This window comes from Phaeobacter sp. QD34_24, assembly GCF_028890115.1.
Classification (GTDB): Bacteria; Pseudomonadota; Alphaproteobacteria; order Rhodobacterales; family Rhodobacteraceae; genus Phycobacter.
Genome location: NZ_JARCJD010000029.1, coordinates 1 through 17,060, shown reverse-complemented (window position 1 = coordinate 17,060; position 17,060 = coordinate 1). Strand labels below are relative to the sequence as shown.

Sequence of the window (17,060 nt, the reverse complement as noted above, 5' to 3'; positions counted from 1 at the left end):
ATGGCAAAGCTCGGTAAACGTACCCGCGCAGCGCGCGAAGCCTTCGCAGGCAAAGAGAACCTGACCGTCGAAGAAGCCGTTGCACTGGTCAAGGCCAACGCAACCTCCAAATTCGACGAGACCATCGAAATCGCCATGAACCTGGGCGTTGACACCCGTCACGCGGACCAGATGGTGCGCGGCGTCGTCGGTCTGCCCAACGGCACCGGCAAGGCGATGCGCGTTGCGGTCTTCGCACGTGGCGCCAAGGCGGATGAAGCCAAGGAAGCCGGCGCGGATATCATCGGCGCAGAGGACCTGATGGAAACCATCCAGGGCGGCACCATCGATTTCGATCGCTGCATCGCAACCCCGGACATGATGCCCATCGTTGGTCGTCTGGGTAAGGTTCTTGGTCCCCGCAACCTGATGCCGAACCCCAAGGTCGGCACCGTGACCATGGACGTCAAGGCAGCTGTTGAAGCGGCCAAGGGCGGCGAAGTGCAGTTCAAGGCGGAAAAAGGCGGCGTTGTGCACGCAGGCGTCGGCAAAGCCTCCTTCGACGAAGCCAAGCTGGTCGAAAACGTCCGTGCCTTTGTTTCGGCCGTTGCTAAGGCAAAACCCTCGGGTGCCAAGGGCGCTTACATGAAGAAGATCGCGCTGTCTTCGACCATGGGTCCCGGCGTCACCGTCGATGTGGAAAAGGCCGTCAGCGAATAAGCTGCGCCTCCTGAGTTTTGAATGGCCCGCATGGTGTGAACCCTGCGGGCCATTTCACGTTTTGGGGCGGAAAACCGGGTGCCGCCTGCTGTGCTGGCGCGTTTTTGCAAACCTGTGATTTACCTCTTGGAAATCCGCTGCGAAGCGACTATCAACCCCTTGAGGTAAAGCGTGCGATTCGTCGTGCGCTTTATTTCATTTCGTCCAAGATGGTGGGTGGCCTCTCGATCGGGCCTTAATTTCCCTCCTGAGACGGGAAAGACCAAGATTAGATCGAGGGTTTCTGTACCCTCGGGCGACTTTGGCTAACCCCGTATTGCGGACTTGAACGCCGGGCCATCTGGTCTGGCACATCAATGAGCCGGGGAGCGCAAGCCCCCCATAACCTGGAGAGAACTGTGGATAGAGCCCAGAAAGAGAAATTGGTCGAAGAGCTCGGCCAGATCTTCGAAAGCTCTGGCGTCGTGGTGGTTGCTCACTACGCCGGTCTGACAGTTGCCGAGATGCAGGATCTTCGGGCGCGCGCACGCGATGCCGGAAGCGCCGTGCGTGTTGCCAAGAACAGGCTCGCCAAAATCGCCCTGGAGGGTAAGCCGTGTGCAAGCATGGCCGACCTGCTGACAGGGATGACCGTTCTGACCTACTCCGAGGACCCCGTGGCAGCTGCCAAGGTGGCCGAGGACTTCGCCAAGGATAACAAGAAGTTTGAGATCCTCGGCGGTGCAATGGGTGAGAACGCTCTGGACCGCGCAGGCGTCGAAGCCGTGTCGAAAATGCCGTCCCGCGAGGAGCTTATTGCCTCCATCGTTGGCTGCATCGGCGCACCCGCTTCCAACATCGCCGGCGCAATTGGCGCACCTGCAAGCAATATCGCAAGCATCCTTTCGACCATCGAAGAGAAGGCGGAAGCTGCATAAGCGGTTGGCACTGAATGACCGGGGTAGGGCACGTGCCCATACGCTGGAAACACACACTTTAAAACGGAAAGAGCTGATAAAATGGCTGATCTGAAGAAACTGGCAGAAGAGATCGTTGGTCTGACCCTGCTTGAAGCACAAGAACTGAAAACCATCCTCAAAGACGAGTACGGCATCGAGCCCGCAGCTGGCGGCGCCGTCATGGTTGCAGCTGGTGGCGACGCCGGTGGCGCAGCTGAGGAAGAAAAGACCGAATTCGACGTCGTTCTGAAGAACGCCGGCGCTTCCAAGATCAACGTGATCAAAGAAGTTCGCGGCATCACCGGTCTGGGCCTGAAAGAAGCCAAAGAACTGGTCGAAGCCGGCGGCAAGATCAAAGAAGGCGTCTCCAAGGACGAAGCCGAAGACATCAAAGGCAAGCTGGAAGCAGCTGGCGCCGAAGTCGAGCTGGCCTAAGCCTCGCTTGCGGGACATAGGGGCGGGGGTTCTTCGAAACCCTGCCTCGCGCTCCCTCAGAATTTGGCTGGATCCGGGGAAAACCCGGGTCCAGCCGAACCTGTCTCAGAAAGGGACCTTTTCGATAGGGCCTTTTCTTAGACGCGGTTCAAGTGATCGGGAGGCGGCCATTCGGGACGGCAGCCATGAATTGATCCGAACGCTCTATCTCGTATGGGCAAGATGCCGAAGCCCGGCGGCATCCTTGTCCGGTGAGAAATTCGAAAGGTGACATCTGACATGGCTCAAACGTTCCTTGGCCAGAAACGTCTTCGCAAATACTACGGCAAGATCCGCGAAGTGCTGGATATGCCGAACCTCATCGAGGTTCAGAAATCTTCCTACGACCTGTTCCTTCGCTCTGGCGACGCTGAGGCGCCCCAGGATGGCGAAGGCATCAACGGCGTCTTCCAGTCGGTCTTCCCGATCAAGGATTTCAACGAAAACTCCGTTCTGGAATTCGTGAAATACGCGCTGGAAAAGCCGAAGTACGACGTCGAAGAATGCATGCAGCGCGACATGACCTATTCGGCGCCGCTGAAGGTCACCCTGCGTCTGATCGTCTTTGATGTGGACGAGGATACCGGCGCCCGTTCGGTCAAGGACATCAAGGAACAGGACGTCTTCATGGGCGACATGCCCCTGATGACCCCGAACGGCACCTTCGTGGTCAACGGTACCGAGCGCGTGATCGTCAGCCAGATGCACCGTTCGCCCGGCGTGTTCTTCGACCACGACAAGGGCAAGACCCATTCTTCCGGCAAACTGCTGTTCGCCTGCCGCATCATCCCGTACCGCGGCTCCTGGCTCGACTTTGAATTCGACGCCAAGGACATCGTCTTTGCCCGGATCGACCGTCGCCGCAAGCTGCCTGTGACCACCCTGCTTTATGCGCTGGGTCTGGACCAGGAAGGCATCATGGATGCCTATTACAACACCGTCACCTTCAAGCTGGAAAAAAGCCGCGGTTGGGTCACGCCCTTCTTCCCCGAGCGCGTGCGCGGCACCCGTCCGACCTACGACCTCGTCGATGCCGCCACCGGCGAGATCTTTGCCGAAGCCGGCAAGAAGGTCACTCCGCGCGCCGTCAAGAAGATGATCGACGAAGGCTCCATCACCGAGCTGCTGGTGCCGTTTGAGCATATCGTCGGAAAATACGTCGCCAAGGACATCATCAACGAGGAAACCGGCGCCATCTACGTGGAAGCCGGGGACGAGCTGACCCTTGAATACGACAAGGACGGCGACCTGATCGGTGGTACCGTGAAGGAGCTGGTGGATGCCGGTGTCACCGAGATCCCGGTTCTGGACATCGACAACGTCAATGTCGGCCCCTATATGCGCAACACCATGGCGATGGACAAGAACATGGGTCGCGACACCGCGCTCATGGACATCTACCGCGTGATGCGCCCGGGCGAGCCGCCCACCGTCGAGGCCGCATCGGCCCTGTTCGATACCCTGTTCTTCGACAGCGAGCGCTATGATCTTTCCGCGGTTGGCCGCGTGAAGATGAACATGCGCCTGGCGCTGGACGCCGAGGACACCCAGCGGACCCTGCGCAAGGAAGACATCGTCTCCTGCATCAAGGCGCTGGTCGAACTGCGCGACGGCAAGGGCGATGTGGATGACATCGACCACCTGGGCAATCGCCGCGTGCGTTCCGTTGGCGAACTGATGGAAAATCAGTACCGCGTCGGCCTGCTCCGCATGGAGCGCGCCATCAAGGAGCGTATGTCCTCGGTCGAGATCGACACGGTGATGCCGCAGGATCTGATCAACGCGAAACCGGCCGCTGCCGCGGTGCGCGAATTCTTCGGCTCCTCGCAGCTGTCGCAGTTCATGGACCAGACCAACCCGCTGTCGGAAGTCACCCACAAACGCCGCCTCTCGGCGCTTGGGCCGGGCGGTCTGACCCGCGAGCGTGCGGGCTTTGAGGTCCGCGACGTGCACCCGACCCACTATGGCCGGATGTGCCCGATTGAAACGCCGGAAGGCCCGAACATCGGTCTGATCAACTCGCTGGCGACCTTTGCCCGCGTCAACAAGTATGGCTTCATCGAGACTCCCTACCGTGTCGTCAAGGACGCGCAGGTCACCGACGAAGTGCACTACATGTCCGCGACCGAGGAAATGCGCCACACCGTGGCCCAGGCCAACGCGGCGCTGGATGCGGACGGCAAGTTCCAGAACGATCTGGTCTCGACCCGTCAGTCCGGCGACTACACCCTGGCCCCGCGTGAAAACGTCGACCTGATCGACGTGTCGCCCAAGCAGCTGGTCTCGGTTGCGGCCTCGCTCATTCCGTTCCTGGAAAACGACGACGCCAACCGCGCTCTGATGGGTTCGAACATGCAACGTCAGGCGGTTCCGCTCCTGCGTGCCGAGGCGCCGCTGGTCGGCACCGGCATCGAGGAAATCGTGGCCCGCGACTCGGGCGCTGCGATCATGGCGAAACGCGCAGGTATCATCGACCAGGTCGATGCCCAGCGTATCGTGATCCGCGCCACCGAGGATCTGGAACTGGGCGATGCGGGCGTGGATATCTACCGCATGCGCAAGTTCCAGCGTTCCAACCAGAACACCTGTATCAACCAGCGTCCGCTGGTGAAGGTGGGTCAGGAAGTGCGCAAGGGCGAAGTGATCGCCGACGGTCCCTCGACCGATATGGGTGAACTGGCCCTCGGCAAGAACGTCGTCGTCGCCTTCATGCCCTGGAACGGCTACAACTACGAAGACTCCATCCTGATCTCCGAGCGGATTGCCCGTGACGACGTCTTCACCTCGATCCACATCGAGGAATTCGAAGTCGCCGCCCGTGACACCAAGCTTGGCCCGGAAGAGATCACCCGCGACATCCCGAACGTGGGTGAAGAAGCGCTGCGCAACCTCGATGAGGCGGGTATCGTCTACATCGGCGCGGACGTGGAGCCGGGCGACATCCTGGTCGGCAAGATCACTCCGAAGGGCGAAAGCCCGATGACGCCGGAAGAAAAGCTTCTGCGCGCCATCTTCGGTGAAAAGGCATCGGACGTGCGCGACACCTCGCTGCGCGTGAAGCCGGGCGACTACGGTACCGTGGTCGAGGTGCGTGTCTTCAACCGCCATGGTGTGGAAAAAGACGAGCGCGCCCTGCAGATCGAGCGTGAGGAAGTCGAACGCCTCGCCCGTGACCGCGACGACGAGCTGGCGATCCTGGATCGCAACATCTACGCCCGTCTGCGTGGCATGCTGCTGGGTAAGACCGCCGTCAAAGGCCCCAAAGGTATCAAGGCAGGGTCCGAGATCACCGAAGAGCTGCTGGACTCGCTCAGCCGTGGTCAGTGGTGGATGCTTGCCCTGGAAGACGAGAAGGACGCGCAGATCCTTGAGGCCCTGAACGAGCAGTACGAAGCGCAGAAACGCGCTCTGGATGCCCGTTTCGAAGACAAGGTCGAAAAGGTCCGCCGTGGCGACGATCTGCCCCCGGGTGTGATGAAGATGGTCAAGGTCTTCATCGCCGTGAAGCGCAAGCTGCAGCCGGGCGACAAGATGGCCGGCCGTCACGGCAACAAGGGTGTGATCTCGAAAGTGGTGCCGATGGAGGACATGCCGTTCCTCGCGGATGGTACCCCGGTCGATTTCTGTCTGAACCCGCTGGGCGTGCCGTCGCGTATGAACGTCGGTCAGATCCTTGAAACCCACATGGGCTGGGCCGCGCGCGGTCTGGGCATCAAGGTGGACGATGCGCTGCAGGAATACCGTCGCTCCGGCGATCTCACCCCGGTGCGCGATGCGATGCATCACGCCTATGGCGAGAACGTCTATGACGAAGGTATCGCCGACATGAGCGAGGCCGAGCTGCTGGATGCGGCTGCCAACGTCACCCGCGGTGTGCCGATCGCAACCCCGGTCTTTGACGGTGCCAAAGAGGCAGACGTCAACGATGCGCTGGTGCGCGCTGGCTTTGACACCTCCGGTCAGTCGATCCTGTTCGACGGCCGCACCGGTGAGCAGTTCGCGCGTCCGGTGACCGTGGGCATCAAGTACCTGTTGAAACTGCACCACCTGGTCGACGACAAGATCCACGCACGTTCGACCGGTCCGTACTCGCTTGTTACGCAGCAGCCGCTGGGTGGTAAGGCGCAGTTCGGTGGTCAGCGTTTCGGGGAGATGGAGGTCTGGGCTCTGGAAGCTTACGGCGCCGCCTACACCCTGCAGGAGATGCTCACCGTCAAGTCGGATGACGTCGCAGGCCGGACCAAGGTCTATGAAAGCATCGTCAAGGGCGAAGACAACTTTGAAGCGGGCGTACCGGAATCGTTCAACGTTCTGGTCAAGGAAGTCCGTGGTCTCGGCCTGAATATGGAACTCCTGGATGCGGAGGTTGAGGAGTAAGGGCGTCAGCCCTTCTCCCGTCCCCCCTTCCGCAAGATTTGAGGTATCAAAATGAACCAGGAAATCACCAACAACCCGTTCAACCCGCTGACGCCGCCCAAGGTCTTTGATGAAATCAAGGTCTCGCTGGCGTCGCCGGAACGGATCCTGTCTTGGTCCTATGGCGAAATCAAAAAGCCCGAGACCATCAACTACCGGACCTTCAAGCCCGAGCGTGACGGTCTGTTCTGCGCCCGTATCTTTGGCCCGATCAAAGACTACGAATGCCTCTGCGGCAAATATAAGCGCATGAAGTATCGCGGCGTTGTCTGCGAAAAATGCGGTGTGGAAGTCACCCTGCAAAAGGTCCGCCGCGAGCGTATGGGCCATATCGAACTGGCCGCACCCGTCGCGCACATCTGGTTCCTGAAGTCGCTGCCGTCGCGCATCGGCCTGATGCTGGACATGACCCTGCGCGATCTGGAGCGGGTTCTCTACTTTGAGAACTACGTGGTGATCGAGCCGGGCCTCACTGATCTCACCTACGGTCAGATGATGACCGAAGAAGAGTATATGGATGCCCAGGACCAGTACGGCATGGACGCCTTCACCGCCAATATCGGCGCCGAAGCGATCCGTGAGATGCTGGCCGCGATCGATCTGGAAGCCGAAGCCGAGCAGCTGCGCGCCGAACTGGCCGAAGCCACTGGTGAGCTGAAGCCCAAGAAGATCATCAAGCGTCTGAAAGTCGTGGAATCTTTCCTGGAGTCGGGCAACCGTCCCGAATGGATGATCATGACCGTGATCCCGGTCATCCCGCCGGAACTGCGCCCGCTGGTGCCGCTGGATGGCGGCCGTTTCGCGACCTCCGATCTGAACGACCTCTATCGTCGTGTGATCAACCGGAACAACCGTCTGAAGCGCCTGATCGAGCTGCGCGCGCCCGATATCATCGTACGCAACGAAAAGCGGATGCTGCAGGAATCCGTTGACGCACTGTTTGACAACGGCCGCCGTGGCCGCGTCATCACCGGCGCCAACAAGCGTCCGCTGAAATCGCTTTCGGACATGCTGAAAGGGAAACAGGGCCGCTTCCGTCAGAACCTTCTGGGTAAGCGCGTCGACTTCTCGGGCCGTTCGGTCATCGTGACCGGTCCGGAACTCAAACTGCACCAGTGTGGTCTGCCCAAGAAGATGGCGCTCGAACTGTTCAAGCCCTTCATCTACTCGCGCCTGGAGGCCAAAGGTCTGTCCTCCACCGTGAAGCAGGCGAAGAAGCTGGTGGAAAAAGAGCGTCCCGAGGTCTGGGATATCCTCGATGAGGTGATCCGCGAACACCCGGTCATGCTGAACCGTGCGCCGACGCTGCACCGTCTTGGCATCCAGGCGTTCGAACCCACGCTGATCGAAGGCAAGGCGATCCAGCTTCACCCGCTGGTCTGCTCGGCCTTTAACGCCGACTTCGACGGTGACCAGATGGCCGTGCACGTGCCGCTGAGCCTTGAGGCCCAGCTGGAAGCGCGCGTCTTGATGATGTCCACCAACAACGTTCTGTCGCCTGCAAACGGCGCGCCGATCATCGTTCCCTCGCAGGATATGATCCTGGGTCTCTACTATGTGACCCTGGAACGCGAAGGCATGGTGGGTGAAGGCAAGATCTTCGGCACCATCGAGGAAGTCCAGCACGCGCTGGACGCCGGTGAGGTGCACCTGCACTCCAAGATCACCGCGCGCATTCCGCAGATCGACGAGGAGGGCAACGAGGTCCTGCAGCGCTTCGAGACCACGCCGGGCCGTGTCCGTCTGGGCGCTCTGCTGCCCAAGAACGCCAAGGCCCCCTTCGAACTGGTCAACCGTCTGCTGCGCAAGAAAGAGGTGCAGCAGGTCATCGATACCGTCTACCGTTACTGCGGTCAGAAAGAGTCGGTGATCTTCTGTGACCAGATCATGACCATGGGCTTCCGCGAAGCGTTCAAGGCCGGGATCTCCTTCGGCAAGGACGACATGGTGATCCCCGATGGCAAATGGACCATCGTGGACGACACCCGCGAGCAGGTTAAGGACTTCGAACAGCAGTACATGGACGGCCTGATCACCCAGGGCGAAAAGTACAACAAGGTTGTCGATGCCTGGTCCAAGTGTAACGACCGCGTCACCGAGGCGATGATGTCCACCATCTCTGCCGACAAGCGTGACGAGAATGGCGCCGTGATGGAGCCGAACTCGGTCTACATGATGGCCCACTCCGGTGCGCGTGGCTCGGTCACGCAGATGAAACAGCTGGGCGGCATGCGCGGCCTGATGGCCAAGCCGAACGGCGACATCATCGAGACCCCGATCATCTCGAACTTTAAAGAGGGTCTGACCGTTCTGGAGTACTTCAACTCCACCCACGGTGCCCGTAAGGGTCTGTCGGATACGGCTCTGAAGACGGCGAACTCGGGTTACCTGACCCGTCGTCTGGTGGACGTGGCACAGGACTGCATCGTGCGCGAGCGCGACTGCGGCACCGAGCGCGCGATCACCGCAGAGGCCGCGGTCAACGATGGCGAAGTGGTTGCAAGCCTGGGTGAGCGTATCCTGGGCCGCGTGGCCGCCGAGGACATCAAGCGCCCCGGCACCGACGAGATCCTGGTGGCGCAAGGCCAGCTGATCGACGAACGCATGTCGGACGCGGTTCAGGAGGCAGGCGTTGCCTCGACCCGTATCCGCTCGCCGCTGACCTGTGAAAGCGAAGAGGGCGTCTGCGCCATGTGCTATGGTCGTGACCTTGCACGCGGCACCATGGTCAACTCGGGCGAGGCTGTCGGCATCATCGCCGCGCAGTCGATCGGTGAACCCGGCACCCAGCTGACCATGCGGACCTTCCACATCGGCGGCGTTGCCCAGGGTGGTCAGCAGTCCTTCCTCGAAGCCAGCCAGGAAGGCACCATCGTCTTCGAGAACGCGCAGACCCTGAAGAACTCCAGCGGTGACACGCTGGTGGTGGGCCGCAACATGAAGGTCATCATCCAGGACGATCAGGGCGAAGAGCGTGCCAGCCACAAGCTGGGCTATGGCTCCAAGCTGTTCGTCACCGAAGGCCAGAAGGTTGCACGCGGCGACAAGCTGTTCGAATGGGATCCCTATACCCTGCCGATCATCGCCGAAAAGCCGGGTACCGCGAAATACGTCGACCTGGTGTCGGGCCTGGCGGTCCGCGACGAGACCGACGAAGCCACCGGCATGACCCAGAAGATCGTGATCGACTGGCGTGCGGCGCCCAAGGGCAACGACCTCAAGCCGGAAATCATCCTGGTGGATGGCGATGGCGAGCCGGTGCGCAACGATCTGGGCAACCCGGTGACCTACCCGATGTCCGTCGATGCGATCCTGTCCTGTGAGGACGGTCAGCTGATCGAGGCCGGTGACGTTGTCGCGCGTATCCCGCGTGAAGGCGCCAAGACCAAGGACATCACCGGTGGTCTGCCGCGTGTGGCCGAACTGTTCGAAGCGCGTCGTCCGAAAGATCACGCGATCATCGCCGAAATCGATGGTTACGTGCGCTTTGGTCGCGACTACAAGAACAAGCGCCGCATCTCGATCGAACCGGCTGACGAGACCATGGAAACCGTCGAATACATGGTGCCCAAGGGCAAGCACATCCCGGTGCAGGAAGGCGACTTCGTGCAGAAGGGTGATTACATCATGGACGGTAACCCGGCGCCGCATGACATCCTCTCCATCATGGGTGTCGAGGCTCTGGCGAACTACATGATCGACGAGGTCCAGGACGTCTATCGCCTGCAGGGTGTGAAGATCAACGACAAGCACATCGAGGTGATCGTTCGCCAGATGCTGCAGAAGTGGGAGATCTCCGACTCCGGCGACACGACGCTGCTGAAGGGCGAGCACGTGGACAAGCAGGAGTTCGACGCGGCCAACGAAAAGGCGCTGGCCCGCGGCAAGCGCCCCGCTCAGGGCGAGCCGATCCTCCTGGGGATCACCAAGGCGTCCTTGCAGACCCGCTCCTTCATCTCGGCGGCCTCCTTCCAGGAGACCACCCGCGTGCTGACCGAAGCCTCGGTTCAGGGCAAGAAGGACAAGCTGGTCGGCCTGAAAGAGAACGTCATCGTGGGTCGTCTGATCCCAGCCGGTACCGGTGGTGCGACCCAGCAGATGCGCCACATCGCGCAAAGCCGCGACAACGTGGTGCTGGAAGCCCGCCGCGAAGAGGCCGAGGCCGCAGCGGCCCTGGCCGCGCCGGTCATGGACGACGATCTGTCGGACGGCGATTTCGACAACCTGGTGGAAACCCCGGAAAGCCGCGATTGATCGGCTGATCACATGAATGAACAGATGACCCCCGCGCCGATGGTGCGGGGGTTTTCTATTGAAAAGCTTCTTTGCAAAACAGGTCGTTGCATGCTTTCTGAGAGCATGTGTGTTTTCGTGTCCAATTGATCCCACCAGCTAGCACTCAAGGCGGAGCACCCGATGACCCCAAACCAGACAGGCGCCCTGTTGATGATGGGCAGCATGGCGGCCTTCACCTTCAATGATACGCTGGTGAAAATGGTGGGCGCCGACCTGCCCCTGTCGCAGATCCTGGTGATCCGGGGCGGGCTGGCGACCCTGCTGATCTTCCTTCTGGCGCGCTATCTTGGCAGCCTGCATCTGAACCTGCCGCGTCGGGACTGGATGCTGGTCTTGGGGCGCTGCCTGTCCGAGGCCGGTGCCACCTACCTGTTCCTCAGCGCGCTGATGCTGATGCCGCTGGCGAATGTGACCGCGGTGTTGCAGATGCTTCCCTTGACCGTCACCCTGGGGGCAGCGCTGTTCTTTCGCGAAAGCATCGGCTGGCGGCGCATGTCTGCGATCCTCGCGGGCTTTATCGGCATGTTGCTGATCGTCCGACCTGGCCCGGCGGGGTTTGACGGGGCATCGCTTTATGCCCTGGGCGCCGTCGCCTGCGTGACCGCACGGGATCTGTTTACCCGGAGGATGTCTGCGGCGGTGCCGTCGATGACCGTCACCTTGATGGCCTCCCTGACCGTGTTTTCCTTCGGGTTGGTCTACAGCACCCAGCAGGACTGGCAGCCGATTGAGACCTGGCATCTTGGTATGTTGCTGGGCTCGGCCTGTTTCATCTTTGGCGGCTATCTGTTTTCGGTGATGACCATGCGGGTCGGAGATGTCGCCGTGGTCTCGCCGTTCCGATACAGCGGTCTCCTCTGGGCCTTGTTGCTGGGCTGGTTGGTCTTTGGCGACTGGCCGACAGGATTGACCCTGATCGGGGCGGCCATCGTTGTGGCGGCGGGTCTATTCACCCTTTACCGGGAGCGGCAGCAGGCCCGGGGATGAAAAGGCACGTGCGACGTCCGTGCTGTCCACGTTGAAGGTGCGTTTCAGGTGCTCCGCGTCCTGCGGCGAAACCGGGGTCAGCTTCACCGTCTTTCCGCGCCCTTTTGAGCGGGAGTCGTTGAAGCCGTTGTGCCCGCGCATGTACATGTCGCCATCGGGAAAGGTCAGTGTCGGGGTCTCCTTCCAGAGGTTGTGATGGCCCTGATGCATGATGGTCCGGTCCGAGCCGCCGGGCACCACGACGCCAAGGGAAAGCGCCGCATAGGCTTCGCGGTCTGGGGCAATCGACAGCCCCTCTGGCCCCGCGCGGTAGATATAGCCCTTGTTGAAGTCGATGGTGGTCAGCGGATACCTCTGCCAGATGGGCTGCAGATCCTCTGCGGCCTGCCTTAGCCGGTCGATGAAATTCACCGCCATGGCATCATCGTCATCGAGACGAAACTGCAGGCAGGGGGCGTCGGGATCGGTGCGGGCGGCATTGAGAACACGGATCATCTGGCGCCGATGGCGCTCGGGCGGCTGCAGGGAGACCGCCACATTGGGCAGATCCTCGGTCAAGGCCAGTAGACGCTCCAGGTGAGTTTGGGGAAAACACTCGCCCACCACCACATGAAGCTGAAAATCCCGGTCCGTCTGCCCGGTGACCGAGGGCAGGCAGATGGTCTCAAACAGGCGGAACCGTTCCTCCAGCCGTTCCGGCGCATAGAGAAAGGCGCGCCGCTCTTCCAGGCTGTCGTGCATGATCTTGTAGCCCCCAAGCCCGACATAGGAGAAACGGCACAGTCCGATAATCTGCATGGAGGCACCTTTCCTTTCGTCGCAGGGTAGGGGGCTGTCAGCCAGTCCTAAAGATTCGCCGGACGTGATCCTGCCGGATGGCAAAGCGGGCTTCGAACTCGCCAATCTGTTCGGGGCTCAGCGGCGTTACCGGCACCGGTTTCACGGGCTTTTGGCGTGAGTCGTTATAGCCGTTGTGGGTGCGCACAAACATCGGCTGGTCGCTGATCGTCACCGTGGGCAAGAAGCGCAGGATCTTTTCATGGGCAAAGTTCATGATGGTGAGGTTGCATCCCCCCTGCACATACATGCCAAGCGCGGCCACATAATAGGGCCGGTGAATTTCCGCGGCGGCGATCCCTTCGGCGCCGACTTCGGCCACATAGCCCCGGTTGAAATCAATGGCGACGGTTCTGTTCCTCTCGATCAGGCCGGGGCAGTCCTGCACCGTCTGCCGCAAGCGTTCGATGAAATCGACCGAGACCGCATCGTCATCATCGTGGCGGAACTGCAGGCAGGGCGCGTCGGGGTCACGGCGCGCCTTGTTCAGGATCTCCTTCATCACCGGGCGCTTTTTGCGGGGTGGTTCGCTATGGATCCGCACCTGGGGCATACCTGCGGTGATATCATGGAGCCGATCGCGATGCCGTTTCGGCAGGCTGTCCCCGATCACGATGATCAGCTCGAACTCCTGATCGGTCTGTTCCCGCAGGCAGGGCAGGGCGACGGTCTCCATCAGCTGGAACCGCTCTTCCAGTCGTTCTTCTGCGTAGAGATAGGCGATGCGCTCTTCCAGACTGTCGTGTTCCACCTGGAAACCGCCGATGGCGGGGTAGGAAAAGCGGCAAAGACCGATGACTTGCATGAATGACCCGTCCTGACTAAGCCTGTGTTTGCCCGACTATGCATCGCACACGTTAAGCGGGCAAGAGACGGTCGCACACATGCGGGACGTCTTGCGCCTGCGCTGCCTTTCGCCCCTGCGGGGGAGGCTGCAGTTGACAAGCCCGGCGACTCCCCATATACGCGCGCCTATCCGGCATCCGGGGGCCGCCCCTAAAGCCGATATCACTATTGTAGTGGAACAAGGTTCGGGCACTTTTATCACCCGGATCCTCTGTAAACCCACCGCGTCGTTCACCTCGGAATGGGAACGAATGCGGTTTTTGCGCTTGCGGACGCGTAAGTGCCGGAAATATGAGCCGCACGCCCTGGCGCGTGCATGACATGAAAGTTGCGAAACGGGGAATAGACCGGAATGCCAACGATCCAACAGCTGATCCGCAAGCCGCGGCAGCCGAAAGTAAAACGCTCCAAGTCCATGCATCTGGAGCAGTGCCCCCAGAAGCGCGGCGTTTGCACACGCGTTTACACCACCACGCCGAAGAAACCGAACTCCGCTATGCGGAAAGTTGCGAAGGTCCGCCTGACCAATGGTTTCGAAGTGATTTCTTACATCCCGGGTGAAAGCCACAACCTTCAGGAGCACTCCGTGGTTCTGATCCGTGGCGGTCGTGTAAAAGACCTTCCCGGTGTGCGTTACCACATCCTTCGCGGTGTTCTGGATACCCAGGGCGTCAAAGACCGTAAGCAGCGCCGCTCCAAGTATGGCGCGAAGCGTCCTAAGTAAGAAGAAGGATAAGCACAGATGTCACGCCGTCACGCTGCTGAAAAACGCGAAGTTCTGCCCGACGCCAAATATGGCGACCGCGTTCTGACCAAATTCATGAACAACCTGATGATCGATGGTAAGAAATCGGTCGCAGAGAAAATCGTCTACAACGCATTCGACCGCGTTGAAGCGAAGATCAAGCGCGCCCCCGTGGAAGTGTTCCACGAAGCCCTCGACAACGTGAAGCCCTCGGTTGAGGTTCGCTCCCGTCGTGTGGGTGGTGCCACCTACCAGGTTCCCGTCGAAGTGCGCCCCGAGCGCCGCGAAGCGCTGGCCATCCGCTGGCTGATCACCGCGGCCCGCGGTCGTAACGAGAACACAATGGAAGAACGCCTCGCCGGTGAGCTGCTGGACGCTGTACAGTCCCGCGGTACCGCCGTTAAGAAGCGCGAAGACACCCACAAGATGGCAGAGGCGAACAAAGCCTTCTCGCACTATCGCTGGTAAACCCTTCAGAGGCTACACACCATGGCACGCGAATATCCGCTCGAACTATACCGTAACTTCGGTATCATGGCGCACATCGACGCAGGTAAGACCACCTGCTCGGAGCGTATCCTGTATTACACCGGCAAATCCCACAACATCGGTGAGGTGCACGATGGTGCAGCCACCATGGACTGGATGGAGCAGGAGCAGGAACGCGGCATCACCATCACCTCGGCTGCGACCACCACTTTCTGGGAACGCACCGAAGACGGTCAGACCGCTGATACCCCCAAGCACCGCCTGAACATCATCGACACCCCCGGCCACGTTGACTTCACCATCGAAGTTGAGCGTTCGCTGGCGGTTCTCGACGGTGCCGTCTGTGTTCTGGACGCCAACGCCGGCGTTGAACCCCAGACCGAAACCGTGTGGCGTCAGGCTGACCGCTACAAGGTTCCGCGTATGGTGTTCGTCAACAAGATGGACAAGATCGGCGCCGACTTCTTCAACTGCGTCAACATGATCGAAGACCGCACCGGCGCGCGCGCCGTTCCCGTCGGTATTCCGATCGGTGCAGAGACCGAACTCGAAGGCCTGATCGACCTGGTCACCATGGAAGAGTGGCTGTGGCAGGGCGAAGACCTCGGCGCAAGCTGGGTCAAGGCTCCGATCCGTGACAGCCTGAAAGACATGGCCGACGAATGGCGTGGCAAGATGGTCGAAGCGGCCGTCGAGCAAGACGACGACGCCATGATGGAATACCTGGAAGGCAACGAGCCCGACGTGCCGACCCTGCGCAAACTGCTGCGCAAGGGCACCCTGGCGCTGGACTTCGTTCCGGTTCTTGGCGGTTCCGCGTTCAAGAACAAAGGTGTGCAGCCGCTGCTGAACGCCGTGATCGACTACCTGCCCAGCCCGCTGGACGTTGTCGATTACATGGGCTTCAAGCCGGGTGACGAGAACGAAGAGCGTAACATCGCCCGCCGCGCGGACGATAACATGGCCTTCTCCGGCCTTGCGTTCAAAATCATGAACGACCCCTTCGTCGGCTCGCTGACCTTTACCCGCATCTACTCCGGTGTTCTGAACAAGGGTGATACCCTCTTGAACTCCACCAAGGGTAAGAAAGAGCGCGTTGGCCGTATGATGATGATGCACTCGAATGACCGTGAAGAGATCACGGAAGCATTCGCGGGCGACATCATCGCGCTGGCTGGCCTGAAGGACACCACCACCGGTGACACCCTCTGCGCCGCCAACGACCCGGTCGTTCTGGAAACCATGACCTTCCCCGATCCGGTGATCGAGATCGCGGTCGAGCCGAAAACCAAGGCCGACCAGGAGAAGATGTCCCAGGGTCTGGGCCGCCTGGCCGCCGAAGACCCCTCCTTCCGCGTCGAAACCGACCTCGAGTCCGGTCAGACCATCATGAAGGGCATGGGCGAACTTCACCTGGACATCCTGGTGGACCGTCTCAAGCGCGAATTCAAAGTGGAAGCCAACATCGGTGCCCCGCAGGTTGCCTATCGCGAGACCATCGGTCACGAGATCGAGCACACCTACACCCACAAGAAACAGTCGGGTGGTTCGGGTCAGTTCGCCGAGGTGAAACTGATCATCTCGCCGACCGAAGCCGGTGAAGGTTACTCCTTCGAATCCCGCATCGTTGGTGGTGCTGTTCCGAAGGAATACATCCCCGGTGTTGAAAAAGGCATCCAGTCCGTCATGGACAGCGGCCCGCTGGCCGGCTTCCCCGTGATCGACTTCAAGGTTGCCCTGATCGACGGTAAGTTCCACGACGTTGACTCCAGCGTTCTGGCCTTTGAAATCGCTGCTCGTATGGCGATGCGTGAAGGTCTGAAGAAAGCTGGCGCGAAACTGCTGGAACCGATCATGAAGGTCGAAGTGATCACCCCGGAAGAATACACCGGCGGTATCATTGGTGACCTGACCTCCCGTCGTGGTCAGGTGTCCGGCCAGGAGCCCCGCGGCAACGCGATTGCGATCGACGCAAACGTGCCGCTGGCCAACATGTTCGGCTACATCAACACCCTGCGCTCCATGTCCTCGGGCCGCGCGCAGTTCACCATGCAGTTCTCGCACTACGATCCGGTTCCGCAGAACATCTCGGACGAGATCCAGGCGAAATACGCGTAAGCGTCATGACATTGGAAGGTTCGCGACCCGCGCGGACCTTCTTCCAATCAAAAGGAGGCCACCATGGCTAAGGAAAAGTTTGAGCGTAATAAACCGCACGTCAACATCGGCACCGTTGGCCACGTTGACCACGGCAAAACCACGCTGACCGCAGCGATCACCAAATACTTCGGTGACTTCAAGGCATACGACCAGATCGATGGCGCGCCGGAAGA

General features: G+C 60.5%; 12 protein-coding genes. 10 read left to right on the top strand and 2 right to left on the bottom strand.

Going from position 1 to position 17,060, the window contains the following annotated elements:
• The 6 genes from rplA to PXK07_RS17320 all read left to right on the top strand — a co-directional run bounded on the left by rplA (position 1) and on the right by PXK07_RS17320 (position 11,810).
• On the top strand, positions 1 to 699 hold the full coding sequence (gene rplA, locus PXK07_RS17345) for a 50S ribosomal protein L1 (protein WP_274849606.1): 699 nt from the start codon (positions 1 to 3) through the stop codon (positions 697 to 699).
• A 398-nt stretch (positions 700 to 1,097) separates the two neighbouring features.
• Positions 1,098 to 1,616: a 50S ribosomal protein L10 gene (gene rplJ, locus PXK07_RS17340; RefSeq protein WP_274849605.1), complete on the top strand. Its 519-nt coding sequence runs from the start codon at positions 1,098 to 1,100 to the stop codon at positions 1,614 to 1,616.
• 81 nt (positions 1,617 to 1,697) lie between these two features.
• Positions 1,698 to 2,072 (top strand): 50S ribosomal protein L7/L12, encoded by a 375-nt coding sequence (gene rplL / locus PXK07_RS17335; RefSeq protein WP_274849604.1) that lies wholly within the window; start codon positions 1,698 to 1,700, stop codon positions 2,070 to 2,072.
• 279 nt (positions 2,073 to 2,351) lie between these two features.
• Entirely contained in the window at positions 2,352 to 6,488 is a 4,137-nt protein-coding gene (gene rpoB, locus PXK07_RS17330; protein WP_274849603.1) for a DNA-directed RNA polymerase subunit beta, read from the top strand.
• Between the two features lie 51 nt (positions 6,489 to 6,539).
• On the top strand, positions 6,540 to 10,781 hold the full coding sequence (gene rpoC, locus PXK07_RS17325) for a DNA-directed RNA polymerase subunit beta' (protein ID WP_274849602.1): 4,242 nt from the start codon (positions 6,540 to 6,542) through the stop codon (positions 10,779 to 10,781).
• Between the two features lie 162 nt (positions 10,782 to 10,943).
• Positions 10,944 to 11,810: a DMT family transporter gene (locus tag PXK07_RS17320; protein WP_274849601.1), complete on the top strand. Its 867-nt coding sequence runs from the start codon at positions 10,944 to 10,946 to the stop codon at positions 11,808 to 11,810.
• Here PXK07_RS17320 and PXK07_RS17315 read toward each other — a convergent pair.
• Together PXK07_RS17315 and PXK07_RS17310 are read right to left on the bottom strand one after the other, a co-directional pair.
• The gene (locus tag PXK07_RS17315; protein ID WP_274849600.1) at positions 11,769 to 12,608 is read right to left on the bottom strand and encodes a putative rhamnosyl transferase; all 840 of its coding nucleotides are present in this window, start codon (positions 12,606 to 12,608) and stop codon (positions 11,769 to 11,771) included. The two genes, PXK07_RS17320 and PXK07_RS17315, sit on opposite strands and share 42 nt — an antisense overlap.
• A gap of 37 nt (positions 12,609 to 12,645) precedes the next feature.
• Positions 12,646 to 13,452 (bottom strand): putative rhamnosyl transferase, encoded by an 807-nt coding sequence (locus PXK07_RS17310; protein ID WP_274849599.1) that lies wholly within the window; start codon positions 13,450 to 13,452, stop codon positions 12,646 to 12,648.
• 393 nt (positions 13,453 to 13,845) lie between these two features.
• Between PXK07_RS17310 and rpsL the strand changes: the two genes are divergently transcribed.
• The 4 genes from rpsL to PXK07_RS17290 form a co-directional block, all read left to right on the top strand.
• A complete protein-coding gene (gene rpsL, locus PXK07_RS17305) occupies positions 13,846 to 14,217 on the top strand; it encodes a 30S ribosomal protein S12 (protein WP_005621086.1) in 372 nt (123 codons plus the stop codon).
• Between the two features lie 18 nt (positions 14,218 to 14,235).
• A complete protein-coding gene (gene rpsG, locus PXK07_RS17300; protein ID WP_192965361.1) occupies positions 14,236 to 14,706 on the top strand; it encodes a 30S ribosomal protein S7 in 471 nt (156 codons plus the stop codon).
• A 21-nt stretch (positions 14,707 to 14,727) separates the two neighbouring features.
• Positions 14,728 to 16,845, top strand: coding sequence for an elongation factor G (gene fusA / locus PXK07_RS17295; protein WP_274849598.1), 2,118 nt, complete (start codon positions 14,728 to 14,730; stop codon positions 16,843 to 16,845).
• Positions 16,846 to 16,908: 63 nt separating this feature from the next.
• The coding region (locus tag PXK07_RS17290) for a GTP-binding protein (RefSeq protein WP_274847712.1) at positions 16,909 to 17,060 on the top strand (152 nt) is incomplete at its 3' end.